The sequence below is a fragment of the Levilactobacillus sp. genome (assembly GCF_022646225.1).
Taxonomy (GTDB): domain Bacteria; phylum Bacillota; class Bacilli; order Lactobacillales; family Lactobacillaceae; genus Levilactobacillus; species Levilactobacillus suantsaiihabitans.
Window position 1 is genome coordinate 546447 of record NZ_JALCJA010000001.1, and the last position, 24121, is coordinate 570567.

The 24121-nt window shown below is 54.5% G+C and carries 22 protein-coding genes and 1 tRNA gene; 3 read left to right on the forward strand and 20 right to left on the reverse strand.

All coding sequences use genetic code 11. From position 1 onward, the window contains the following. Window positions 1-32 precede the first annotated feature (32 nt). The 19 genes from LKH74_RS02510 to LKH74_RS02600 all read right to left on the reverse strand — a co-directional run bounded on the left by LKH74_RS02510 (window position 33) and on the right by LKH74_RS02600 (window position 20728). Entirely contained in the window at window positions 33-1010 is a 978-nt protein-coding gene (locus LKH74_RS02510; RefSeq protein WP_135368506.1) for a 3'-5' exoribonuclease YhaM family protein, read from the reverse strand. Between the two features lie 10 nt (window positions 1011-1020). Continuing rightward, window positions 1021-3642, reverse strand: a complete 2622-nt coding sequence (locus LKH74_RS02515) for an ATP-binding protein (RefSeq protein ID WP_287707745.1) — start codon at window positions 3640-3642, stop codon at window positions 1021-1023. Next, the gene (locus LKH74_RS02520) at window positions 3632-4849 is read right to left on the reverse strand and encodes a metallophosphoesterase family protein (RefSeq protein WP_287707744.1); all 1218 of its coding nucleotides are present in this window, start codon (window positions 4847-4849) and stop codon (window positions 3632-3634) included. The genes LKH74_RS02515 and LKH74_RS02520 overlap by 11 nt, the downstream gene beginning before the upstream one ends. Before the next feature lie 86 nt (window positions 4850-4935). Continuing rightward, window positions 4936-5280 carry a YlbF family regulator gene (locus tag LKH74_RS02525; RefSeq protein ID WP_135368509.1) on the reverse strand — a complete coding sequence of 115 codons (345 nt, stop codon included), beginning with the start codon at window positions 5278-5280 and terminating at the stop codon, window positions 4936-4938. Between the two features lie 89 nt (window positions 5281-5369). Continuing rightward, window positions 5370-7460, reverse strand: a complete 2091-nt coding sequence (locus LKH74_RS02530; RefSeq protein WP_287707743.1) for a PBP1A family penicillin-binding protein — start codon at window positions 7458-7460, stop codon at window positions 5370-5372. A 156-nt stretch (window positions 7461-7616) separates the two neighbouring features. After that, complete coding sequence (locus LKH74_RS02535; protein ID WP_135368511.1) at window positions 7617-8084, reverse strand: arginine repressor; 468 nt, start codon at window positions 8082-8084, stop codon at window positions 7617-7619. A gap of 199 nt (window positions 8085-8283) precedes the next feature. After that, complete coding sequence (purD, locus tag LKH74_RS02540) at window positions 8284-9531, reverse strand: phosphoribosylamine--glycine ligase (protein ID WP_287707742.1); 1248 nt, start codon at window positions 9529-9531, stop codon at window positions 8284-8286. 33 nt (window positions 9532-9564) lie between these two features. Further along, window positions 9565-10143, reverse strand: coding sequence for a phosphoribosylglycinamide formyltransferase (purN, locus tag LKH74_RS02545; RefSeq protein WP_287707741.1), 579 nt, complete (start codon window positions 10141-10143; stop codon window positions 9565-9567). Beyond that, window positions 10136-11158 (reverse strand): phosphoribosylformylglycinamidine cyclo-ligase, encoded by a 1023-nt coding sequence (gene purM, locus LKH74_RS02550; RefSeq protein ID WP_287707740.1) that lies wholly within the window; start codon window positions 11156-11158, stop codon window positions 10136-10138. The genes purN and purM overlap by 8 nt, the downstream gene beginning before the upstream one ends. 13 nt (window positions 11159-11171) lie before the next feature. Continuing rightward, window positions 11172-12608 (reverse strand): amidophosphoribosyltransferase, encoded by a 1437-nt coding sequence (gene purF, locus LKH74_RS02555; protein ID WP_135368515.1) that lies wholly within the window; start codon window positions 12606-12608, stop codon window positions 11172-11174. Beyond that, window positions 12584-14812: a phosphoribosylformylglycinamidine synthase subunit PurL gene (purL, locus tag LKH74_RS02560; protein WP_287707739.1), complete on the reverse strand. Its 2229-nt coding sequence runs from the start codon at window positions 14810-14812 to the stop codon at window positions 12584-12586. The genes purF and purL overlap by 25 nt, the downstream gene beginning before the upstream one ends. After that, window positions 14805-15479, reverse strand: a complete 675-nt coding sequence (gene purQ / locus LKH74_RS02565) for a phosphoribosylformylglycinamidine synthase subunit PurQ (RefSeq protein ID WP_287707738.1) — start codon at window positions 15477-15479, stop codon at window positions 14805-14807. Before purQ ends, purL begins: the two co-directional genes overlap by 8 nt. After that, window positions 15476-15733, reverse strand: coding sequence for a phosphoribosylformylglycinamidine synthase subunit PurS (gene purS, locus LKH74_RS02570; RefSeq protein WP_287707736.1), 258 nt, complete (start codon window positions 15731-15733; stop codon window positions 15476-15478). The genes purQ and purS overlap by 4 nt, the downstream gene beginning before the upstream one ends. Next, window positions 15720-16457, reverse strand: coding sequence for a phosphoribosylaminoimidazolesuccinocarboxamide synthase (gene purC, locus LKH74_RS02575; RefSeq protein WP_179951144.1), 738 nt, complete (start codon window positions 16455-16457; stop codon window positions 15720-15722). The genes purS and purC overlap by 14 nt, the downstream gene beginning before the upstream one ends. Before the next feature lie 5 nt (window positions 16458-16462). Then, window positions 16463-17593: a 5-(carboxyamino)imidazole ribonucleotide synthase gene (gene purK / locus LKH74_RS02580; RefSeq protein WP_287707735.1), complete on the reverse strand. Its 1131-nt coding sequence runs from the start codon at window positions 17591-17593 to the stop codon at window positions 16463-16465. After that, window positions 17577-18059, reverse strand: coding sequence for a 5-(carboxyamino)imidazole ribonucleotide mutase (gene purE, locus LKH74_RS02585; RefSeq protein WP_287707734.1), 483 nt, complete (start codon window positions 18057-18059; stop codon window positions 17577-17579). Before purE ends, purK begins: the two co-directional genes overlap by 17 nt. Before the next feature lie 286 nt (window positions 18060-18345). After that, a complete protein-coding gene (gene argS, locus LKH74_RS02590; protein ID WP_135368522.1) occupies window positions 18346-20037 on the reverse strand; it encodes an arginine--tRNA ligase in 1692 nt (563 codons plus the stop codon). A 311-nt stretch (window positions 20038-20348) separates the two neighbouring features. Continuing rightward, window positions 20349-20419: transfer RNA gene (locus LKH74_RS02595), tRNA-Gly, on the reverse strand. Window positions 20420-20497: 78 nt separating this feature from the next. Then, window positions 20498-20728 carry a DUF2187 domain-containing protein gene (locus LKH74_RS02600; RefSeq protein WP_125577469.1) on the reverse strand — a complete coding sequence of 77 codons (231 nt, stop codon included), beginning with the start codon at window positions 20726-20728 and terminating at the stop codon, window positions 20498-20500. Between the two features lie 360 nt (window positions 20729-21088). Between LKH74_RS02600 and LKH74_RS02605 the strand changes: the two genes are divergently transcribed. The 3 genes from LKH74_RS02605 to LKH74_RS02615 all read left to right on the forward strand — a co-directional run bounded on the left by LKH74_RS02605 (window position 21089) and on the right by LKH74_RS02615 (window position 23342). Continuing rightward, window positions 21089-22342, forward strand: coding sequence for a peptidoglycan recognition protein family protein (locus tag LKH74_RS02605; RefSeq protein WP_287707732.1), 1254 nt, complete (start codon window positions 21089-21091; stop codon window positions 22340-22342). Between the two features lie 64 nt (window positions 22343-22406). Further along, on the forward strand, window positions 22407-22937 hold the full coding sequence (locus LKH74_RS02610; RefSeq protein WP_287707731.1) for a dihydrofolate reductase family protein: 531 nt from the start codon (window positions 22407-22409) through the stop codon (window positions 22935-22937). Between the two features lie 63 nt (window positions 22938-23000). Then, on the forward strand, window positions 23001-23342 hold the full coding sequence (locus LKH74_RS02615) for a DUF1516 family protein (protein ID WP_135368525.1): 342 nt from the start codon (window positions 23001-23003) through the stop codon (window positions 23340-23342). A 66-nt stretch (window positions 23343-23408) separates the two neighbouring features. Here LKH74_RS02615 and LKH74_RS02620 read toward each other — a convergent pair whose 3' ends face one another. Continuing rightward, window positions 23409-24119, reverse strand: a complete 711-nt coding sequence (locus LKH74_RS02620) for an aspartate/glutamate racemase family protein (protein WP_135368527.1) — start codon at window positions 24117-24119, stop codon at window positions 23409-23411. Window positions 24120-24121 lie beyond the last annotated feature (2 nt).

Consider the following 24121-nt stretch of genomic DNA (forward strand, 5'->3'; position numbering starts at 1 on the left):
TCAGCAGGCTTTTTTAAGTTCCCTATTCTGGGTTAATCCGTCGTCGGTGGCTGGGGCGTGGTCGTGGTTGGCCGGTAGAACCGTCGCCCGTCCATGGCAAAGACGCGCTCGGAAAATTCACCCGGTGCCGTGTGTTCCACGACCGTATCCAGCATCATGATGGAGGCGTCCAGTTCGTCCAGTTGATGTAAGACGTCCGCCTCACGCAAGGCTGGCCGCACCGGTGACCCGTATTCCAACAGGCCGTGATGGCTGAGGATCATGTGCCGCAACAATAAGACGTCTTCGGCTTGCGGATCTAATTTCAATGCGTCACAGGCCCGGACCAGCTCGCCATCGATCAACACGATGTGGCCAATCAAGTTGCCGGCCAACGTGTAGACCGTGGACTTGGGGCCCGACAGTTCAATCGTCTTGCCCAGGTCGTGCAAGATGGCGCCCGCAAACAGCAACGGCGCGTTCAGGTCTGGATACTGTTTGACCACCGAATGGGCCAATTTCAAAATCGAAATCGTGTGGTAGGCCAGTCCCCCCTGAAAGGCGTGGTGATTGCTTTTGGCCGCGGGATAGGTGTAGAACTTATCCGCGTATTCCTGCAAGAGCTTGCGGACCAAGCGGTTCCAGGTCGGTTGCGTGATCTCAAAGACCGTCTGGGTGATGTATTCTTCCATCGCCGCGCGCGACATCGGCGCCTGCTCGATGAAGCTGTTGGGGTCATTGGGCTCGCCAGGATGGGTCAAACGCAGATGGAAAATTTTGATCTGGGGATGCGTTTGGTAATTCTCCCGCTTTCCCTGCAGGTGAACGACGCGTCCCGCCACGTAGTTTTCAATGTCGTCCGGTGAAGCATCCCAGTATTTACCCGAGATCTCCCCCGATTGATCCTCGAAGACCAGCGCAATGTATTGCTTGCCGTTTTTAGCCGTGCGGACATCCGCTGATTTCAACAAGACGAAGAGGTCGACCGCCTCATCGACATTATAATCTAACAATTGTTTTGTTGCCGCCATATTAGCCCTCCTATTCACTAAGCCGAAGCACCTTACCCGCCGTTAACTGTTCAACAGTGGTATCTGCCGTTAAGAAAATGACTTGTAACGTGTGACTAATTTCCGCTAACAACGCGTAAGCCGCCTGGCGTCTGTGGGCATCGAAATTGACGAAGCCATCGTCGATCACCAGTGGCATGGCGACCTGCTGGTTCATGACCACGGCAAAGGCCAATTTGACTGCCAAATCCAGCTGCTCTGCGGTACCCCGCGATAGTTGGTTGACCTCGCGCCACTCGCCATCGTGTCGGCGGACCCGTAACGTCGTCGCTGTCAGTTCAATTTCAGTATACCGGTTTTCCGTCAATTTGCCATAATAATTGCTGGCCTGCGCCACAATTTGCGGCAACCGATCGCCCGAGGCCGCGGCCAGGGTCGCCGCGATCCACTGACTGGTCAGGCGTTTGACCAACCAATCCTGAGTCGTGGCTCGCATCTGGGTCTCCAAGTTCGCCAGCTTTTGCCGCAACGTCGCCTGCGTGCCGCTAGCCGTCAAATGAGCCAACTGCCCCGCTAGCGTCGCCAAACGCGTTGTCGTCTGGTCTAGCTGTTGTTGTGTCGCCGCCTGTTGGGCCTGGGCCTGCGCCAGTTGGTCGGTCAAGGCGGTATGGTCGCTAAACTGTTGTAGCGCCGCCAAGTTGTCGCCCAATTGTTCGGCCAGAGCCGCACGCTGTTGCTGGCGATTGGTCCGCTCACGTTGGGCTTGATAACGCTGGTAAAAGGCCTCGACGCTGCGGAGATTACGGGTACTCAAAAAGGTCGTCAGCGCCTGTTGGGCAGCATCGACCGCTGCTTGGGCCGACTTGAGCCGGTCGGTGGTCGTGGCCAGGTCACCGGCTTGCGTGGCCAGTGATTGCTTGAGCGTCTGTAGTTGTGTCAACTGCGGTGAAACGGTTGCCCAATCGGCCCCAGCCAACGTGGGCAAGGCCTGCGTGAGCTGGGCCAGATAGGTCGTCACGGTCTGTTGGGCCTTGGCAACCTGGGTACCCGTGGTCTCCAGCTGCCGGGTCAGGTGCTCCCATTCACCGATGGCCCCCTGTGCCGCCGACCACTGGGCCACGGGCAGATCACCCAAGCCGTGGGCAGACGCGATGGCATCCAGCTGGTTATTCAGGTCATCGACCAACTGACCGCCCTCACGCAATTGCGCCTGGCTGTCACGGATATCGGCCGTCAACGTTTCCAATTCGCGGCTAGCGGGTGTACTGCTGTCGACCAGAAATACCCCGTAATAGCCAATGGCCACGCCCAATAGCGCGCCGACCAATTTAAACAAGGTCCCGGGCAACAACAGCGACCCGACCAGAACGACCAGGCCAATCGCCAACCAGACGATCTGCTTGTCGGCCAAGGGATTGCGCTGTTGGCGACGGTTCGGTTGTTGGCGTTGAAATTGCTCATTGAGTTGGTTCAATTCTTGTTGGAGGCGCCGGCGCTTTTGACTGGCCGCCGTTAACCGGTCCTGGAGCGCTGCGACCTGTTGCGTGGTGACCAAGGAAAATGGCCGCGGCATCTGGCCGTCGATGGCGTATTGTTGCTCCAAGGCAGTTGCTCGTGCCTCCAGGTCCCGTTGGCTAGCCACTAAACGTTGTTGGTCTTGCGCCGCTTGTTCGATGGCGGGCAGTTGCGCCAACAACGGGTCGACCTGCCCGGCCACCGGTAAGTACGCCTGAAACAGCGGTGGTAACTGGGCAGCTTGCTGAAGCTGTTTTAACTGCTGCTGATCCTGGGCCAGCGTCTGGGTGCTGGCGGTCAGGTGGCTGCGTAATTGTTCCAACTGGGTGGCATCTTCGGGCGCAAATCCGCTCACCGGGGCCTGATCAGCCGCACCCAAGCGCTGCCACTCCGTGTAAGTGGCCCACAGTGCGGCTTGCTGCGTCAATTGTGCCGTGACAGCTCGCTGTTGGGCCAACGTCTGCTGGATGGCCTGTTGCGTTTGCCGGAGTGTTTGCTGATCCTGCAGTAATTGCCAATAGGTGTCATAAGCCGCGTCGGCCTTGGCCAACTTCGCCGTGAGCTCGCGGTGTTCGCGTAATTGTTGATTCAATTGCGGATTGCGCCCCTGTGGCTTATATTGCGCCTCGGCTTGCTGGTCGAGTTGATGGGCCTGCTGGAGCCAAAAGTCACTGCCCACCGCCCCCACGTGAAGCAAGCGATCGATCAATTCCTGTTTAGACGAGGAAAAAACGGTCCCCAGCCGGGGCTCGTTCATGACATAGACGCTGGTAAACAGCTGCGCATCGACCGGTGCTAACAGCCGCGCGAGCGTAGCGGCCGGCAACGCCAGGTCATGGGTCACGTCGCGCAGCGTAACCTTGCCGCCGTGTGGCCCCGCAACGCGACTGACCACATAGGCCACGTCACCTTGGGTAAAGGCAATCTCCCCGCCCAGGCGACTGCCATCAAGCGGTTCATAGCGCAAAGCCGGATGCTTCTTGGTCGGAAAACCAAAGAAGATGGCCGTAATAAATTGGTTCAGAGTCGATTTGCCCGCCTCGTTGGCGCCCAATAGGTAATTGAGGCCGGGTGTCAGGTCGAAGGTCCGGTCGTGGAAATGACCGAAGCCATAAATCGTCAAGCGATTAAGATACATCAGGGTCCTCCTTCCCCATTAACTCTGCCAGGACTTGTTCCGCCTGAGACCGGAATGTCGCATCCTGCGTCGCCTGCGTGAACCAGTCAGCCAGTGCCGGTTCCTGCGCCAATTTGCCAAAGGTTGCCTGTAAGTTGGCCGGCGTGAAGACCGTGGCCGCTCCCTGGTCCCAGTACTGCTGGTCGAGTTGTGGGGCCGTGAGCGCTTGTGGCTGAACTTGGGGCGTGACGCTCACCAGATAACGGTGGGCAGCCTTCAATTGCCGCGCATGGGTCCGTAAGTATAGGTTCAGCCACTCGCCCTGCCGTAAGCTGGTCAGGTCGGTCGCGTCGAGTTGTAAATGTGTCACCGTCAACGCCGTCAGTGTCGGCTGGTCGGCCGGTTGGCTCGCTAGCCAGTCCGTCAGGCGCGTGCCTAGTGCCGTCAGCGTGGTCAGATTGGACGCATCCAGTGTCGCCGTTGCCCATTCAATCGCCGCCGTTGAAAAGAACTGCGGTTGTAAGTGGCCGTGGTCGCTGGTGACCAGATAGGCCCCCTTGGCACCGGTCTCGTTGATAGCACGCCCCTGCGTGTTGCCCGCGTACAGAATGGGCGGCTGTTGATTGAGCGTTTGGCGATGGTGGATATGCCCCAACGCCCAGTAATCGTAGCGCTTGCTCAAAAGCTCATCCACGGTAAACGGCGCGTAGTGGTCATCACTTCCCGTGGCCACCGCCCCGTGCAGCATCCCGATGTGCCAGTCCGTCGCCGCGTGGACCGGAAAGTCTGGCAAGGGGTCACTAGCCACCCACCGTTGTGGATAGCTAAAGCCGCTGATGGCGACGGTCTCACCGTCAGCCAGCGTGAGTGTCTTGGTGGTCACCTGACTGCCTAAGATCGTCACGTTTTTAGGGTAGGCGACCGTTTGGTGCTGATCGGCCAAATAATCGTGATTGCCGAAGCTGACGATCACCGGAATCTGCGCCTGATCAAGTCGGTCGAATTGCTGAAACAAGTAGGCCTGCGCCGCCACGCTCTGCTCGGCCCGGTCGAACAAGTCCCCGGCCAACAGGACAAAATCCACTTGTTGCGCCAACGCCTGGTCAAAGACCTTGGTCGCCGCCGTAAACGTGGATTGGCGCACAGTGGCCAACAAGCTGCTGGGCAGACCAGTCAAGCCCAGAAAAGGACTATCTAAATGCAAGTCGGCCGCGTGAATAAATTTCATGATAATCCCCCTCAAATTTTTATAAAAAAATCGTCGGCGCACCGACCTCACCAAAATGAGTGGTTGCGCCGACGATCAACAAATCCTTAACCCGCGTAAATATCTTGAATGGGTTGCGTAATCGTTTTGTTTAATTGGTTTAACATGGAGTTGACCCCACGTTCTGCTTCCATCAGGTTCTTGATGGAGTCGATCTTACCGACTTGGTCGGCCACTTCACGGGCGTGCTTCATTTCGTCGTCCGTTAATTGTTGACCAGACATCTGCTTTTGTTGTAAGTCCAATTGAATCTTTTGGAATTCCTTAAACAACTTGTAGGTGTCGGTGTCTGCCTTCATTGCGTTGAATGCTGCTTGCAATGCTTGGAATTGTTCTGAATCTTTGAGTGCTTGGGTCACTTGTTCGCCCAACTCTGCCATTTTGTCGGCCATGTCCATTTCCTCCTCAGTGGGCTCGCGGCCCATTTACAATACAAATTCTATTGTACCATGTTAGGCGCTTTCATCCCACCCACATTTGGCTAATTCATAATGGAATTCCACCAGGACTTGACGGTATTGGCCGCGTTGTTAAACGACTTGCCAGCATTGTCGATACCCTTTTGTACGGAATCCCAAATGTCGGTAGCGTCGGTACCACTATTGTTGTTGGCCGCCTTGGCGATTGTCGAGGCATCCTTGGTGTTAAACGCGGTCCCCTTGGTGTTGGGGAGGATGCTCTGCATTTCGGCCTGATACAATGGACCTTCACCGGTGCCGCTGACGTTTTCCAAATGGTGCTTGGCGCTGGTATTGTCAAAGCCTTCCCAGGTCGCCACCACCACGTCCGGCGTGTAGCCAACGATCCATTTATCCCGCGTCGCGTCGGTATCCCCGTCGGCCTCGGTACTCCCGGTCTTGCCGGCAATCGTATAGCCATACGGCTTGGCGCTGACCCCGGTTCCGTAGTTGAAGACACCCATCATCATGCTGGTCATCTGCTTGGCCGTCTTGCTGGACATGACCTTGGTCGTCTTAGCCTTACTGTCGGTTGTATCGACGACCACGTTGCCCGAAGCATCCACGATCTTGCGAATGTAATGGGCCGACGACATGGTCCCGTTGTTGGCAAACGCCGTGTAGGCCTGGGCCAACTGTTGCGGCGAAACCCCGGTCTTCAAGCCCCCCAGCGCTAACGCCAGGTTCTTATCCGACTTGGTCACGGGTAACCCGAACTTCTTCACGGAATCATAACCCTTGTCGACGCCAATCTTGTTTAACAACCACACGGCCGGTGCATTTTTACTCTGCGCTAACGCCTGGTACATCGGCACCTTGCCACTGTACTGGTTACCATAGTTGCTTGGCGAATAGTGGTTGGTCCCGTAAGACTTCTTTTTATCCGTCAATTCCGAATCATAGTAATAGCCATTTTCCAGCGCTGGTGTGTAGACCGCGAGTGGCTTAATGGTCGAACCGGGTTGCCGTTGCATCTGTGTGGCCCGGTTGTAGCCCCGGAACACGTGCTTGCCGCGGCCACCGACCACGGCTTCGACGCCCCCGGTATTCGGATCAATGGCGATCGACGCGGCCTGAACCTTGGTCCCATCGGCAGCGTTGGCCGGGAAGTAACTCGGGTTCTTAAACAGCGTCTGCATCTGTGTCTGATTGGCCTGGTCTAAGGTCGTGTAGATCTTGTAACCCTTGTTCATGATCTCCGACTCGGTCAAGCCATACTTGCTGACGGCCTCATTGATGACGGCATCAAAGAAGTATGGGTATTTATACGTGTTCTTGTAATTATAGGTATCATTGGTGGTCTGGGCCGTGGCTTGATACTGTTTGGCCTGAGCACTGGAAATCGCGCCGGTCTCCGCCATCAAGCCCAATACCACGTTTCGCCGCGTCCGTGATGCTTGGGGATGATCCACCGGATTGTAGGCGCTCGGTGAGGTCAACATCCCCGCCAGAGTCGCCGCTTCCGGCACCGTCAAATTCGCCGCCGTCTTGCCAAAGTAACGTTCGGCCGCATCCTGAACGCCCCAGACCCCGTTGCCGAAGTAGGCGTTGTTCAGGTACATGGACAAGATATCCTTCTTGCTGTAGACATTTTCGACCTCAATTGATAAAAACAACTCTTTGAATTTTCGGGTGAACGTTTGCTCTTGTGTCAAATACGCATTCTTCACCAATTGCTGGGTCAACGTACTCCCCCCACCACTGATGTAGTTCTGCCGTAACAACTTATTCTTCGCGTACAGGAAAAATGCCCGGGCAAATCCCTTGACGGAAAAGCCGTATTCATGATAAAAATTACGGTCTTCAGTGGAAATCACGGCGTTTTGCACGTTCGGTGAAATCTTGCGTAACGCCACGTAAGTCCCTTTTTGTGAATACAGGGTTCCCGCTTTTTGGTTCTTACGGTCATAGATCTGCGTTGGGTTTTCCAGCGCGGCCTTCAAATTACCAACGTTGGCGGTCTTCGCCATAAACGTCAGGTAACCACTCACCACTAAGATCATGGTCAAGACGACCACAATTAGCCAACGCGTCAGTTGGTACCGCCGCCAGAAGCGTTTGAAGTGGGCTTTGAAGCCTGACCAAAAATTCTGATTAGGTTCTTGGTTATTCATAGAAATAGCCTCTTCTTATCTCAATTGTATTAGACCTATTTTAGCATAGTCCAGCGCACACACCACAATTCCCGTGAATCTTTAATAACCCTTAACCGCAAGAAGCGGACCAAGTCGCTGATTTCCGACCAGGTCCGCCTCATTTACTTGACTAAATTAGTGTACGATTTCCGGATTCATTTCCTCTGCGATTTCATCATGCAGCTTCTCGGCCACCTCGGCGCTAGGACTAATGATGAAGATCGTATCATGTCCCGCCAACGTCCCGGCAATCTCTGGCAAGTTCAAATCGTCAAAGATGGCGGCCAACAGGTTACCGTTACTCGGCAGCGTTTTCAAAATGTTCACAAATTCTACCCGCGTTAAGCCCGTCACGACTTCGTTGATGGTCTCACGTAGGTGCTCTTCTTCACTGCGATTTCCCGCCTTAAAGATGGTGTAGCGCAAATGGCCGTGGCCATCTTGGGCCTTAACGATCTGCATTTCACGAATATCCCGGGAGATGGTGGCCTGAGTCGCTTGAATACCCACTTCTTCCAAATGTTCCATCAATTCTTCTTGAGTCCCAATCGGGTACTGATTAATGAGTTGCTCAATGCGCGCTTGGCGAATACTTTTTTTCATGGCGACGGCCCTCCCGCATAAAATTGCATTAAGTATAGCAAAGGATTCGGAATGAAGCCACATGCCTCTGCATATTTATAAAGCAAGTGTACCAAATATTCGTTTTGAACGCAAAGGACCCCGCCTAAATTTCAGGTAATCAGGTAAGTCACCGAACCTGGGGAGGCAATCGGCCACGTATGACGTTACCAGGGCTTCACTACTGCTCAAAAGCGGTTGTCGTTAACCCCTGCCACCCGATATCATGACGAAACTGAAGCTGTCCCGTATCTAGCTGAGCCAACTGGGCGTAGGCCTGCCGTTGCGCCATGGCCAGGTCGGCTCCCTGCGCCAGGACCATCATCACCCGGCCCCCGGCGCTAACCAAGTGCTGCGGCGTGCCACTGACCCCGGCATAATCGGCCGTGGGCAGGGTCGGCACCGCACCACCAGTCTGCGGGTGGTCGGGATAGCCCGGCGTTGCCAAGACCACGCCTAAATACGTGGCGGCCGTTTGCCAGGTCAGCGTCGGTTGGCGGTGATGACACAGGTCGACGATGACTTGGTAAAAGTCCCCGCGCAACTGCGGCAACAAGATCTGCGTCTCCGGATCACCCAAGCGCAGATTATATTCGATGACCTGAACACCGGTTGCCGTCAAGATACCACCCACGTAGAGAACCCCGTTGAACGTGGCACCATCCGCCTTGATGCCTGCAATCGTCGGTTTAATGATCTGCTCAATCGTCTGTTGGCGAATGGCTGGCGTGATCTGCGGCACGGGCGAATAGGCGCCCATCCCCCCGGTATTAGGCCCGTGGTCGCCATCTAACAACCGCTTATGATCTTGGGCCGTGGGCAACAGGCAAAACCGATCACCTCCGACCAGTACCATTTGGGAAAACTCGAAACCGGCCATAAAGGCCTCAATCAGAATCGTCTGCGTGACGGCCAAGGCCGTGGTAATGGCGTGTTCGGCTGCCGCATGGGTCTTAGCCACGGTGACCCCCTTACCTGCCGCCAAGCCGTCGACCTTGATCACCTGCGGCAAAGGGGCCTGCTGACTATAGGCCAATGCCGCCGCGGTATCATGAAAAACGGTAAAGTCTGCCGTGGGGATCTGGTGACGACGCATGAAATCCTTAGCAAAGACTTTGGAACTCTCCAACCGGGCCACCGCCTGATTGGCCCCAAAGATGGGCAACCCCTCGGCCTCAAAATAATCAACGATTCCTGCCGCTAAGGGGGCTTCTGGCCCCACAAACGTTAAATCGATCCCTGCTTGACGTACAAAATCGCCCAGACCGACGAAATCCATTTCGGCAATCGCCACACATTGGATTCCGGTCAACGTCATACCGGGATTACCGGGTGCGCAATATACCGCCGTCACTTGGGGGCTGGCCAACATTGCCCGACCAATGGCGTGTTCTCGACCACCACCGCCAACTATCAAGACTTTTGCCATTGTCTACCACCTTTCTCGCAACCATCGTGCGGGTTAAATTCGCTGTTGTGCTAAGAGTTGTTGTAATGTGTCCGGATAGAATTGATGCTCCACCGCGTGAATGCGGGGCGCTAGTGTGGCATACGTGTCTGTGGGGAGGATTGGCACCGCCCGCTGGCCAATGATCTGCCCCGTATCGATGCCGGCGTCTACAAAATGAATCGTCACCCCGGTGGTCGTTACCTTCGCCGCCAAGGCATCTTCAATGCTATGCCTGCCCGGAAAATGTGGCAACAATGCGGGGTGTAGATTAATGATGCGCTGAGGATAGGCGGCTAACAACGTCGGGCCAATCAAGCGCATGTACCCCGCCAGTAAGATGGCCGTCACCTGAGCGGCCCGTAGCTGGGCCAAAATGACAGTTTCGGCCTCGGCTTTGGTGGCGTACGCCTTGAAATCAAGACAAAATACTGGCACCCGAGCCGCTTGGGCGCGCTGAATCACCGGCGCGTCGGCATGATCACAGACCAGCAGCGCAATCGTGGCGGGCAACTGGCGGTCTTGAATCGCTTGCCACAACGCCGTAAAGTTCGTGCCATTTCCTGAGGCAAAGACCGCCAAGCGCTTAACCATGGGTCGCCTCCTTAAAGACGACGGGCGTCTCACCAACGCCCACTCGACCGACGCGATAAGCCGGCTGATTGACCGCCGCCAATTGAGCCAAGGTGGCCGCCACCTGTTCGGGATGGACCACTAGCAACATCCCCAGTCCTAGGTTAAAGGTTTCCCGTAAGTCCTGCGGTGTTAACTGTCCCAATCGACTCAACACGGTCATAATGGCTGGGACGGGCCAACTGCCCAGCGCTAATTCGGCACTCAAGCCGCTCGGTAGGGCCCGGGCCACGTTTTCAATCAGGCCACCACCAGTGATGTGGGCCATGCTGGCAATGCGGTGCTGTGCTAACAACGGCCAGACACTCTCGACGTAAATTTGCGTTGGTCGGAGCAGTTCCTCTTGTAAACTGTGGCCCAGTTCGGGCAGCACCGTTTCCAGGGGCAAGTCATGTTGTTTAAACAGAATATCGCGGACTAAACTAAAGCCGTTGGCGTGCAGGCCATTCGATGGCAAGCCGATCAAAACATCACCGGCCCGCACATTGTCTGGGTCCAAGAGGTCTTGTCGAGAAACGATGCCCACCGCAAAGCCAGCCAGGTCATAGTGATCTTGGGTATACATATCCGGCATTTCGGCAGTCTCGCCCCCAATCAGTTGCGTCCCCGCCTGACGACAGCCGGCAACGACGCCAGTCAAAATGGCTTGGACCCGTGCGGATTCCGTTTTACCCAGGCCAAGATAATCCAGAAAGAATAGCGGCCGTGCCCCTTGGGCCAAGACATCGTTGACACACATTGCCACGAGATCGATGCCAATCGTCGTGTGTTGGTGCGCCGCAATGGCCACCAACAATTTCGTTCCCACCCCGTCGCTACCGGCCACCAAAACAGGATCCGTCAAATCTTGGCCAGCCAAGGGAAATACACCGCCAAAGGCGCCTAATTGGTCATTGCCGCTGAGTTGCTTTACCGTCTTTAAGGCCGCATAGCCGGCGGTTAGATCCACGCCTGCTTTCTTGTACGCGTCACTCATTACCCCACCCCTTTCATTTTTGTGTGTGAACTTGCACCTCAGCGTCATATTCCGCTTGATAATCATATAACGGCGTTGGATAGTCGCCATTAAAGTACGCCATGCATAAACCACCATACGGTGCCGTCGTCTGTAGGCCCACGGCATCGATCACGCCGCGTTCACTCAAGAAGGCTAGCGAATCGGCACCTAAAGTTTGCCGCATTTCGGCGACCGTTTGTTGCGCCGCAATCAGCTCCTTAGTCGATTGAATATCGATCCCGTAGAAACACGGATACCGTAACGGCGGCGAAGCGATCCGCAGATGCACCGCCGCAGCCCCCGCATCCTTAAGGAGCTTCACGATGCGCCGGCTCGTGGTTCCGCGCACGATGGAATCATCGATCAGCACCACGCGTTTGCCCGCAACGACCCCCTTGACCGCCGATAGCTTCATGCGCACCCCCTGCTCACGCAAGGCCTGGGTCGGTTGAATAAACGTCCGCGCAGAATACTGATTCTTGATCAAGCCCATTTCGTACGGTAACCCGCTAGCTTCCGCGTAACCTGAAGCCGCCGACAGCGACGAATTGGGAACTCCGACCACAATATCAGCAGCCACCGGTTGTTCTTCCGCTAATCGCCGGCCCATTTGCTTTCTCGCCGAATGAATGTTAACGCCGTAGATATTGGAATCCGGCCGGGCAAAATAGATAAATTCCATGGCACAGATGGCAAGTTGCGTGTGTGTGGTGTAGCGACTGATGTGCAGCCCTTGATCATTGATCATCACTAGTTCACCGGGTTGCACATCACGTAAGAACTCGGCCCCCACAGCATCTAACGCGCAGGTCTCACTACAAACAACGTACCCGCCCGTTGGTAACTGGCCAATCACCAGGGGGCGTAACCCATTGGGATCCAATGCTGCGTACAGACGATCATTGGTCAACAAAAGATACGCAAAACCCCCGTGGACCTGCCGCAAGGCCTCCTGCACCTGCTCGGTCAAGGTGGCGGCCGCGCTTCGACGAATCAAATGCATCAAGATCTCGCTATCTGAACTGGCGTGAAAGATGGCCCCGGCGGCCTCCAAGTCACGACGCAAGGTCCGAGCGTTGGTCAGATTGCCGTTGTGTGCAAGGGCAAATTGCGCATCACTGAAGTTAAACGCCAGTGGCTGAATATTCTCCAAGCCGTGGTTGCCGGCCGTCGCGTAACGCACGTGTCCGACCGCCGCCGTTCCAGTCAAGCGTGCCAATCGCCGTGGGTCACGGAAGACGTCAGCCAGCAAGCCCAACCCGCGTTCAGACTGGAGATTACCGGCATCGTTTGCCGTAATCCCCGCGCCTTCTTGCCCCCGGTGCTGCAGGGCGTGCAGGCCAAAATACGTTAACGTCGCCGCATTGGCCGCTCCCCAGATGCCAAAGACACCACACTCTTCATTTAATCCTTTGACTTCAGTAGGCACGGAATCGCCTCCTCCCATAACTGTTTAGCTTCACGCACACTGACTTGTACCAGTTGATCGGTCGCTTGCACCCGCAAGTCATCGGTGGCCGTCACCTGGCCCCAATACGTCACGGCGGTCCCCATCAGCGCTTCAAAGGCCACTTGCTTGGTCGGCGACACAGAAATGACGAAACGTGACTGACTCTCCGCAAATAAGGTGACCGCACTCAGGTCCGTCGTCAGGTCCACGCCGAGACCACGACCAAAGCATGATTCGGCGATGGCCGTCAGGAGCCCCCCTTCGGAAACGTCATGGGCACTGGCCACGAGGCCTGCCTGAATGGCCGCTAACAGCAGGTCTTGGTGTTGCTTTTCAATTGTCAACGAAAAGTCGAAAAGTGTGCCACTAATTTCGCCCGTCAAAAGCTTTTGTAACTCGCTACCATTGAAATCACCTTGTGTGGCGCCTAATACGTAGACCAAATCACCGGCCCGTTTAAAGTCCTGCGTGGTGATGTCAGCGTGGTGACGAATCAGACCAACCATCCCAATCATCGGGGTGGGATAAATCGCCTGGCCATTTGATTCATTGTTTAAGGAGACATTACCGGACACCACCGGCGTATTTAATTTGCGACAAGCCCGACTGATGCCCTGCGCTGCCTCATCCAGTTCGTAAAATTGCTCTGGTTTTTCCGGATTACCGAAGTTCAAGCAATCGGTAATGCCCAGGGGTTGGGCCCCCGACGCCACAATGTTCCGTGCCGCTTCGGCCACTGCCATTTCACCACCTATCCGTGGATTCAGGTACAGGTAACGGCCATTCACATCCGTGGTCAGCGCCAAGGCCTTGTCCGTGTGGCGAATACGAACCACGGCGGCATCCGAGCCCGGCTGCACGACCGTATTGGTCTGTACTTGCGAATCATAGGTGCGATAAAGCGACCGTTTAGACGCAATCGTCGGCTGTTGCAACAAACGTTTCAGTGTCGCCGCGGCATCGCTCACCATCGGGCGGAATTGCTCCCCGGCTTGCTGGGCGAGCCGCTCTGGTTGCCGGCCAGTTCGCTGATAGACCGGCGCGTAACTTGCCAAAGCGTCCACGGGAACATCGGCGACCAGTTCGTGATGATGCCATAACCGGTATTGATGACCGGTCGTGACGGTCCCAATGGCCACCGCATCCAAGCCGTAACGGGCAAAGACTGCGGTGATCTCATCTTCCGCGCCCGCCTTCACACACAGTAACATGCGTTCTTGAGATTCCGACAACATCAATTCAAAGGCCGACATCCCGATCTCGCGTTGGGGGACCAAGTCTAAGTTCAGCTCCAACCCACTGCCCGCCTTAGAGGCCATTTCGGCCGAAGCAGACACCAGTCCGGCGGCCCCCATGTCTTGAATCCCCACTAGAACGTCACGGTGCTGGTGAATGACCTCCAAGCAAGCGTCCATTAGTAATTTTTCCATAAACGGATCGCCCACCTGCACCGCCGAACGTTGGCTCTCACGGGCATCGTTGAACTCGGCCGACGCAAAGGATGCGCCACTGATACCGTCCCGTCCCGTCTTGGCGCCCACGTAAATAATCCGGTTGCCGACCCCCGTTGCCTGCCCCTTTTGCATGTCGGCTTGATCCAAGATGCCGACACACATCGCGTTGACCAAGGGATTGTGCTGGTAACAGGCATCAAAGCCCGTGTCGCCACCGACCGTGGGAATCCCAATGCAGTTGCCATAGCCACCGATACCGGCCACCACCTGTGAGACCAAGTACTTCGTGTGCGGATCAGTCAATTCACCAAAACGCAAACTATCTAAAATGGCGATTGGCTGGGCCCCCATGGAAAAAATGTCGCGGATAATGCCCCCCACTCCGGTCGCCGCACCTTCATAAGGCTCAATGGCCGACGGATGATTGTGGCTTTCCGCCTTGAAGACCACGGCCTGGCCATCCCCGATATCAATGATGCCCGCGCCTTCGCCAGGCCCCGCAATGACCTGATCGCCTTGCGTCCAAAACTTCTTTAAAACGGGCTTCGAGTTCTTATAGGAACAATGTTCACTCCACATTCCGGAAAATAACCCTGCTTCAGTGTGCGTAGGTAAGCGTTTGAGCACCTGATCGCACAGTCGCCGGTATTCGGCATCGGTCAGCCCCCACTCCCGATAAATCCGGGTGGCTTGGACTTCTTCTGGTGTTAACGTTCTGGTCTTAAGCATGGCTCTCCTCCTCGTGGGCAATCAGTGATGCAAACACGCCTAGACCGTCGATAGAGCCTAGTAAGGCTTCCACCGCCCGTTCCGGATGGGGCATCATCCCTAACACGTTGCCTTGGCGGTTCATGATCCCCGCAATGTTGGCCACACTACCATTGGGATTATCGACGTATTCAAAAACGATTTGGTGGTGTTGCCGTAACTCGGCCAAGGTGGCCTCATCGCAGTAATAGTTGCCCTCACCGTGCGCGATGGGCAATTGAATAGTTGCTTGTCCCGCGTAAGCCGTGGTGAAGCGCGTATGCGGATTGCTGATGCGCAGGGTACTGGCCTGACAGATGAACTGCGAAGACCGGTTGGCACGTAAGGCCCCAGGCAGCAAACCTGCCTCCGTTAAAATTTGAAAGCCATTGCAGACTCCCAAGACCGGTTTCCCCGCAGCCCCCAGGGCTTTCACGGCCGTCATCACCGGCGCCAAGCGAGCGATTGCGCCACTACGCAGGTAGTCCCCGTAAGAAAAGCCACCCGGCAACACGACCGCATCGTAACCCGCCAAGGTCGTTGCCGTGGCGGGGACCAGGTCAACCGTACAGTGGCACACATCACGCAGGGCGTTGGCCATGTCATGATCGCAGTTGGACCCCGGAAAGACGATCACGGCAAATTTCATGATTGAGCCTCCATTTCCGTGATTTCGTAGTCGTACGTTTCCATATTGACGTTGGCCAATAGCCGGTCACACATTTCGGCGACCTGTTCTGCTACGGGACGGTCACTCTTGGCGATTCGTAATTCGAAATACTTCCCCAGTTCAACGGATTGCACGTCACGGTAGCCCAGGCGTTGCAAGGCATCGTTGATGGCCTCGCCCTTGGGGTCTAAGATGGATTCTTTATAAGTAACGGTGACCTTAACCAGATACATGTGTGGAACTCCCTTCAACGGTTGCCAGACGCGTCAACACTTCTTGGTAGACCGGGGTCAATTCCCCGAGATCCTGGCGAAAAACGTCCTTGTCTAATGAGCGATGTGTCGCTTGATCGACCAGCCGGCAGCTATCCGGTGAGATTTCATCGGCCAACAAGACCGTGCCCGTCGCCGTTAAGCCAAACTCCACTTTAAAATCAACCAGCTGAATTCCCATGGCCGCAAAGATCTCACTTAACCGGTGGTTGACCTGCAGGGCCTGTCGTCGCACCTCAGCTAACGTGGCTGGGCTAGCCAATTTGAGCGCATGAATCTGGGAATCATTGATAGCCGGGTCGTCCAACTGGTCACTCTTGTAGAAAAATTCCAAAACGGGTGGGGTTAAGCGAGTCAAATGCGCAACCCCAAATTTACGTTCAAAACTCCCCGAGGCGGCATTGCGCACCACGACCTCCAAGGGCAACATGGTCACGCGCCGGACCAATTGGACGTAATCGCTGGTCTGGGAAATAAAGTGGTTGGGGATGCCATGTGCGGCCAGGTCCTGAAACAACAAGCTGGAGATGCGATTGTTCAACAGCCCTTTTTGGGCAATGGCCACCTTGCGTTTACCGTTTAATGCCGTTGCTTGATCCAAGTATTCGACCCACAACACATCGGGGTCGTTGGTCGCATACATAGCCTTAGCCTTGCCGGTGTAACATAACTCGCCTTTTTCGATCACGTTCAGTGGTCCCCTTTCAAGTTCGTCAATTCAAGTAGCGTTGCGGAAAAATCATCGGTCAGACAGGTCACGTGCCCCATTTTCCGTTGGGGCAAGATCTCCGCCTTGCCGTAATCGTGGAAATGCCAATTGGGATGCGTCATCAGGGCGTGCCGGGCCAGCGTCAGGTCCGTCCCCAGCAGATTACGCATGACCGCTGGACGGGTCTGGTGGATCTCGGGCAACGGCAGGCCACAAATGCTGCGAATGTGCGCCTCAAACTGAGAAATATTGCAGGCCTCAATGCTGTAATGGCCCGAATTATGCGGTCGCGGTGCCAGTTCATTGACCACCAATTGGCCATCTGGGAGAACGAAAAATTCAATCCCCAACACCCCGCGCAAGGTCAGTGCCGTCGCAATCTTCTTGGCAATCCGTTGCGCCTGGGCGTGCACGGTTGCCGGTACCCGCGCCGGGGCCAACGTCGTGTGTAAAATGTGGTGGCGGTGTTGATTTTCCACCAACGGAAAGGTCACCACGTCCCCGGCAGCGCTTCTGGCGACCATCATCGCCACCTCACAGGTAAAATCTTGGCGCGCCTCAAGGATACAGGACCGCGCTGTCAACGTGGGTGTCTCCAACGGCCAGATAGTACCATCCAAATCCAATTGACCGTGACCATCGTACCCACCAGCCACCGTTTTTAAGATCGCCGGTGTGCCCACCTGGGCCAAAGCCGCGGGTAAGGCCGCCTGGTTGGGCACCGCCGCAAACGGTGTCACCGCGATTCCTAGCTCGGCCAAAAAGCGTTTTTCACGCAAGCGATTGCCGGTGATCTCTAACAACTGGACGCCCTGAGGTAAACTGGTCTGGGACTGGACCGCCGCCAATGCCTGCACATCAACATTTTCAAACTCGTACGTCAAGACGTCGCTTTCCCGGGCCAGGGCTTGCAGGGCCGCCTGATCTTGGTAGTCAGCGATGACCTGAAAATCAGCCACCTGACCGGCTGGGGCATCGGGGGTCGGGTCTAAAATACCCACACGATACCCCATCTGCTTAGCACTGAGCGCCAACATCCGGCCCAATTGACCGCCACCCACGATACCGATGGTGGCTGGGGGTAAAATCACATTTTCAGAGTTCTTGTTCACTACGTTGGGCCTCCCGTCGCTGTGCCAGTCGGAAATCCTGTAACGCTTGTTGTAGCTTGCTATCTTGTAATCCCACGATCTGGGCAGCCAGTAACGCCGCATTTTTAGCCCCTGACTGTCCGATTGCCATCGTGGCCACCGGTACGCCGGCCGGCATCTGCACGATGGATAGCAGCGAATCCATCCCGTTTAAGGCCCGGGATTGCATCGGGACTCCAATGACCGGCACCACGGTATTAGCCGCTAACATCCCCGGTAAATGGGCTGCCCCACCGGCACCCGCGATGATGACCTGGATGCCGCGAGCCTGCGCCTGTTCCCCGTAACTTTGCAGCGTCGCCGGCATCCGGTGGGCAGAAATAATCCGCCGTTCACAGTCCGCCCCTAAATCAGCTAATTGCTGGACTGCCAGCTGCATGACCGGCCAGTCCGAAATTGATCCCATGACTACCGCAATCTTCGTCATCGCCATCCCTCTTCCCATATTTTAGGCCAATTTTAGCAATAATTGCAGTTTGTGTCAATCAAAACGAGAACTTTATTTGATATAAATATATTAATATACGGTTTATGGCGAATCTATTTACGGTCTATCTAGCGAACTGCCCTCACTGTCACTACTGAAAACGGTGTCTTCCAGCAAATATAATTGTTTTTATGTTCGTCACGACAAAATACCCAAAATCAACGAATATCCGAACATTAAAAAAGACCCGCCCAAATGGCGAGTCCTCGTAGTGAAATCTTAAGTTTTACATTTCGTCTGGTGCTTGGACGCCCAACAACCGCAGACTTTCCTTCAAGACCGTCGAAACCGCCTTGACCAGTGCCAACCGTGCTGGCAACTCAGCGTCTTCCGTTAAAATCTTGGAGTGCGCATAGTACTTGTTGAAGGTCTTGGCTAAGCGAATCGCGTACTTGGCAACCACGGATGGTTCCAATTCGGCACAGGCCATTTTAACGATGGCTGGGAAGTCAGCCAAGGCCTTGATGGTATCCCAGGCTTCCGGATCAGCCACTTGGTTACCGGCAGCTTGCACGTCAACGTTACCAGCCTTACGCAAGATGCTTTCGGCCCGGGCATGGGAGTATTGCACGTAAGGACCCGTTTCGCCTTCGAACTTCAGCTGATCAGCCAAGACGAAGTCGATGTTGTTGGTCCGTTCGTTCTTGAGGTCGCCAAAGACGATGGCGCCCACCCCAACTTGTTTGGCAACTTCTTCCTTGTTTGCCAGATCAGGGTTCTTTTCGTTGATTTCTTCGCCCGCCAACTTGATGGATTCCTCCAGCACCTTGGCTAACAAGATGATCCGGCCAGAACGCGTGGACAGCTTCTTGCCGTCGACGGTGATCAGACCAAACGGCACGTGGTGTAAGTCATCCGCAGATGGCACACCCATTTCCTTTAAAACGGCCTTCAATTGCTTGAAGTAATACGTCTGTTCGGAACCAACCACGTACAGGTTTTGGGCTGGGTGGTAGGTCCGGTCACGGTACAAGGCCGTCGCAATATCTCTGGTAATGTACAGCGAAGCCCCGTCACTCTTCAAAATCAGGGCTGGGTTCAAGTCATATTTGCTCAAATCGACCACTTGGGCGCCTTGTGATTCCACCAGCAAATGCTTGTCCTTCAAAATCTGAACGACTTCGGCCAGCTTATCGTTGTAGAAGGCTTCCCCATTGTAGGTATCAAATTTCACGCCTAATTCATCGTAAACGTCATTGAATTCTTGCAAGGACGCCTTACGGAACCATTCCCACAGGTGGTGGGCTTCTGGGTCGCCGTCTTCAAGCTTCTTGAACCATTCCCGCGCAATGTCGTCGAGTTCCGGCTTGTCTACGTCTTCTTTATGGAAACGTACGTAGTATTCGACCAGCTTGTTGATGGGGTCTTTCTTGACGTCTTCTTCGTTTCCCCACAGCTTGTAGGCCGTGATCAACTTCCCAAATTGGGTCCCCCAGTCACCCAAATGATTGTCCTTGATGGGGTGGTAGCCGTTCTTAGTCAAAATCTCGGCAATGGAGTTTCCAATGACCGTCGAACGCAAGTGGCCCATGGACATTGGCTTGGCAATGTTTGGTGAGGACATGTCGATAGGCACGTTGCCGCCGTTACCGTCGGCGTTGGTCCCATAATCGGCCCCCGCTGTCAACACCGTGTTCAACGTTGCCTCACTATAAGCGCCCTTGTCAAAGAAGAAGTTCAGGTAAGGACCCACGACTTCCACCTTTTCAAAGCCGGTCGTATCCAGCTTGTCGGCCAGATCTTGCGCAATTTGTTGCGGCGCGCGGTGCAGGACCTTGGCTAACGTGAACGTTGGAAAGGCCATGTCCCCTTTGTCTGACGTCTTGGGCCGTTCGAGCTTGGCTGCAATCTCATCTGCCGTCAGTTGGCCGTCTAAGGCCGTCGCTAACGCCGTGGTCACCGTTTGTTTGTAATCCATCCTGTATTCCTCCTATTTCTTGACTGACGTTGATAAGCCTAGTTTACACCAATTTGGTTCACGGAATAAAAAAACGCCCCTTACAAAATTACTTGTAAGAGACGAGATTACCCGCGGTACCACTCTGATTGACTTATTAGTCCACTTTAAAAGTTCATTTAAATGTCGCTAATGCCCCGTTCTGCCAATATTCTTGATCCGGCTCACAGCCACCCGGACTCGCTGACAAGACTTGATTGACGTACTATTGCATTGACGGTTAAAACTTTCGAATAATAAGAAAGACGACCCTGAAGGCCGCCCCATTCGAAAGCGGGTGACGGGAATCGGACCCGCGACGCAAGCTTGGGAAGCTTGAATTTTACCACTAAACTACACCCGCACAACACAAATGAGTATAGCATACCATTTGTGAGTTGTCATCATTTTTTGCAAATAAATTCAAAAAAGTTTGAAAAAACTAGTTTTTATCCGCACTGTTCCCGGTAATCTTAGCAGCTGACTTCCGCACAACGGCACGGTTATTCATGTCGCCCACGGCCGTTTTGTCGGCAGGATCGTAGTCCCGAATCTCTACTAAAACTGAATTATCATACACTTTGGTGACTTCCCCAGTGAAATCGTGTTCCAGGGGACCAAATTTCTTCGCCGCAACGTAATCGCCAATCTTAATCTCTTTAGTCTCAGCCATTGTTCGTCGCTCCTTTCGTATGCAAAATATCATTATAGTCAAGTTTCCTAGTCGACGCAAGTAAAGTCCCCCACGCGCTGGCGGAAAAGTTTTCGGCGACTTTGCAATCGAATTGTAAGATGATTGAAACAAAATGGTAGAACCGAACTTTCCCGGTTTATTCGCCAACAATTACGACACAATACGACCATTAGCATCTTTTCAACGACTAAAATGTGATTTTTCTATGAATTTCCGAACGACCCCACATTTCGCCAAGTAGAACACGCGTACGCATTTCTGCGGAAAATAAGTTATAATCGAGTCGTTGATTCAGTTCTGTTTAGTTCATAATTAATTTCTATAGGAGGAGCAGACATTATGAAAAAATGGCAACGTTGGGCGGTTCGGGGAATCGCTCTGACCGCGGGATGCGTGGGTCTCTTTTGGGGCAGCAACGCGGTGACGGCTAGCGCCAATGCAATCAATAATTATATTGCCAATCAGCATTACGCCACGCCAACAATTACGAAGAATATTTGGTCTGGTTTTCCCAAGAATAGTTACCGCAACGGGAAGCCAGAAGGGGTCGTCGTTCACGAAACGGCCAACCCGAATTCTACGATCTATAACGAAATCACCTATATGAAAAATCATTATGGGAATGCGTTCGTGCACACCTTCGTGGATGCCAACCACATCATTAACATCGCCAACACCAAGTACTTGTGCTGGGGAGCCGGTCCAATCGCCAACGCGCGCTACGTTCAATTTGAACAGGTCGAAGTCCACAGCAAAGCGGCCTTTGCCTCTGAATTGAACAATGCCGCCTACTACACGGCTTACATTTTGAAACAATACGGGTTGACGCCTAAGCGCAATTCGACCATCCTGTCTCACCATGATGTATCGCTGAATCTGGGCGGCACCAACCATACCGATCCGGACGGCTACTGGAAGTCTAACGCCAGCGCCTACTTTGGGACCACGTACACCATGACCGACTTCGTCAACCTGGTCAAGACGCAATACGCCGACCTAGGGGGCACGACGACGGACACCGATACCGATACTGATGCATCGACGGACCACACGCCCGCGACGCCGAAGAAGACGGTTAAATACAACCACGGTGGTAACAATGAGACGGCAAAATTGGCGAACAACTACACCAAGTGGACCGTCTACAATCACGTTAAGGGAACCAGCGGCGCTTACAAGATCGGTTGGGGCCGTCTAAGTGCGGACCACCGTGGCGCTAAGGTCTACGTTGATTCGCGCGGTGTAAAAAAAGGCGGCTGGAGTGGTACCTGGTACCGGATTCGTTTCGGCAAGAATTCCACGGCCAAGTACTGGGTCTACAGCAAGGTGTTGAAGTTCCCGAAGGTCACCTACAGTGACGCGAGTGGCAATTACACGTTGAACACGGCCACCAACTACACGCTGTACAACCACGTCTTAAATTCCAATTACCTGTCCAAGACCACTGGCCACACGACCGACTTCCCAGCCGGCACGAAGGTCACCGTCAACAAGGCCGGCTACAAGGCCAGCGACGGCTCGAACTGGTATCGCATCATTTTAAACGACAAGCCTTACTGGATCCAAGCTGCTGGCTTGAACGGTAACGCCTAACAAATTGAAAGGCTCGCAGATGATTGGCTGCGGGCCTTTCGTCTACTTAAGGAGGACCTCAGTCATGGGAAAATTGATTTTTTACGGCGCCACCTCACTCGACGGCTACCTGGCCACTAGCGACGACAATCTGGACTGGCTCACCCAGTTGACCGGCATCCCCGCCGATGCTGGGACCGCCACTTTGGCGAGCATGACCGCCGCCATCATGGGGCGAGTGACCTACGATTATGTCGCCCAGCAGGCCCCTGACGCGCCGTTTAACCCGGCCAACCCGCAGATGCACAATTACGTCTTAACGCACCAGAATCGGCCAAATTTGCCGCTGACGACCTTTACCGATGAAGACGTGGTCACTTTGGCACGCGACCTACGCACCCAACCAGGCGATACCTGGATTGTCGGTGGTCAAACGATTCTCACACCCCTTTTAGCGGCGGAAATGGTCGACACGCTGTTTCTGCAACTGGCCCCGATTCTCTTGGGCCAAGGTAAACGCCTCTTTGGCGACTTGACTCAGCCGCAACACTTTGACCTGATTCAGGCCCACCAGTTAGGCCCCCTAGCCGAACTGGTCTATCAGCGGAGAAATTAGTACCCCTTTATCAGGTGAATATGGTACGCTTAACCTATATTCGTACGCGAAGGAGCGGTTGGTATGTGGTTAGCCCTACATTTTTGGACCTGGATTATTTTAACGTTACTCGTCATCGGTGGTCTCACGCGACATTCGGAAAAGCGGGCCACCCAGTTCCTAATCCTCGCCCGGCTGGCCTACCTGGTCATGATTATCAGCGGCGTGGTCTTAAGCATTCGCACCTTTGGCCACGCTCCCGTGTTGATCAGCCTGAAATTCATTTTGGGTATCGGCACCATTGCCCTGATTGAAATCAGCTTCGGTCGTAAAATGGAACGCGACACGCCGCACCTGGTCTACTGGATTTTGGGACTGGTGGCGCTACTGACGGTGGGGCTGGGTCTGACCTTGGCCTTTCACTAATTTAAATCTAAAAAAACCGCGCCAACCCACCTCCCATCTTAGGGAAGTCAGGTTGGTGCGATTTTTTTAGGCTTCACGCATCTTTAAAGCCAGTTCCAAGGTCCGGTCAACCAATACGGATTGGCCGTCCACTAAAGGAATCTGTGTTTCGGGTTCGCGTTCTTGGGCCAGTGACAACTCGGTGCAGCCGAGGATGACGATGTCGGCCCCCTGTTCGTCGATCATTTGCCGCAAGATGCGGTGGTAGAGCACAGGATCCACGTGGTCTTTTTCCTTGATGTTGTCGTAGATCAAGGCCATGGTCTCCGCTTCGATCTCATCGGTCGGCAACACGGGCGTCAACCCCGCCGCCAAGACCTCATGTTCATAGACCTTGTCCGTGATGGTCCCCTGCGTCCCGGTGATACCGATGCGCTTGGCATTGGGGAACTTGCGGATGATTTCCTTGACCGTTTCGCGCGGCATGTGCAGCAACGGCACGTCGGCCGCCGCTTGCAGGTCATCATAAAAGTAATGTGCCGTGTTGCATGGCAAGGTGAAAAAGGCTGGGCCCAGTTGATTCTGCTGGCGAATATCCTCGAGCAGACTTGGCAACGGGCTCGGTTGGCTGTGATCTAAAATGTAAGCCGTCCGGTCCGGCACCGTCGCGTGGTTGACCAAAATATAATTCAAATACTCCTGATCGGCGTGGGCTGGCGTTCGCTTATTCAGCAAGTGAATATAGCTTTCGGTCGCCATGGTGCCCATGCCACCAATGATCGTAAAGAATTTTTTCATGG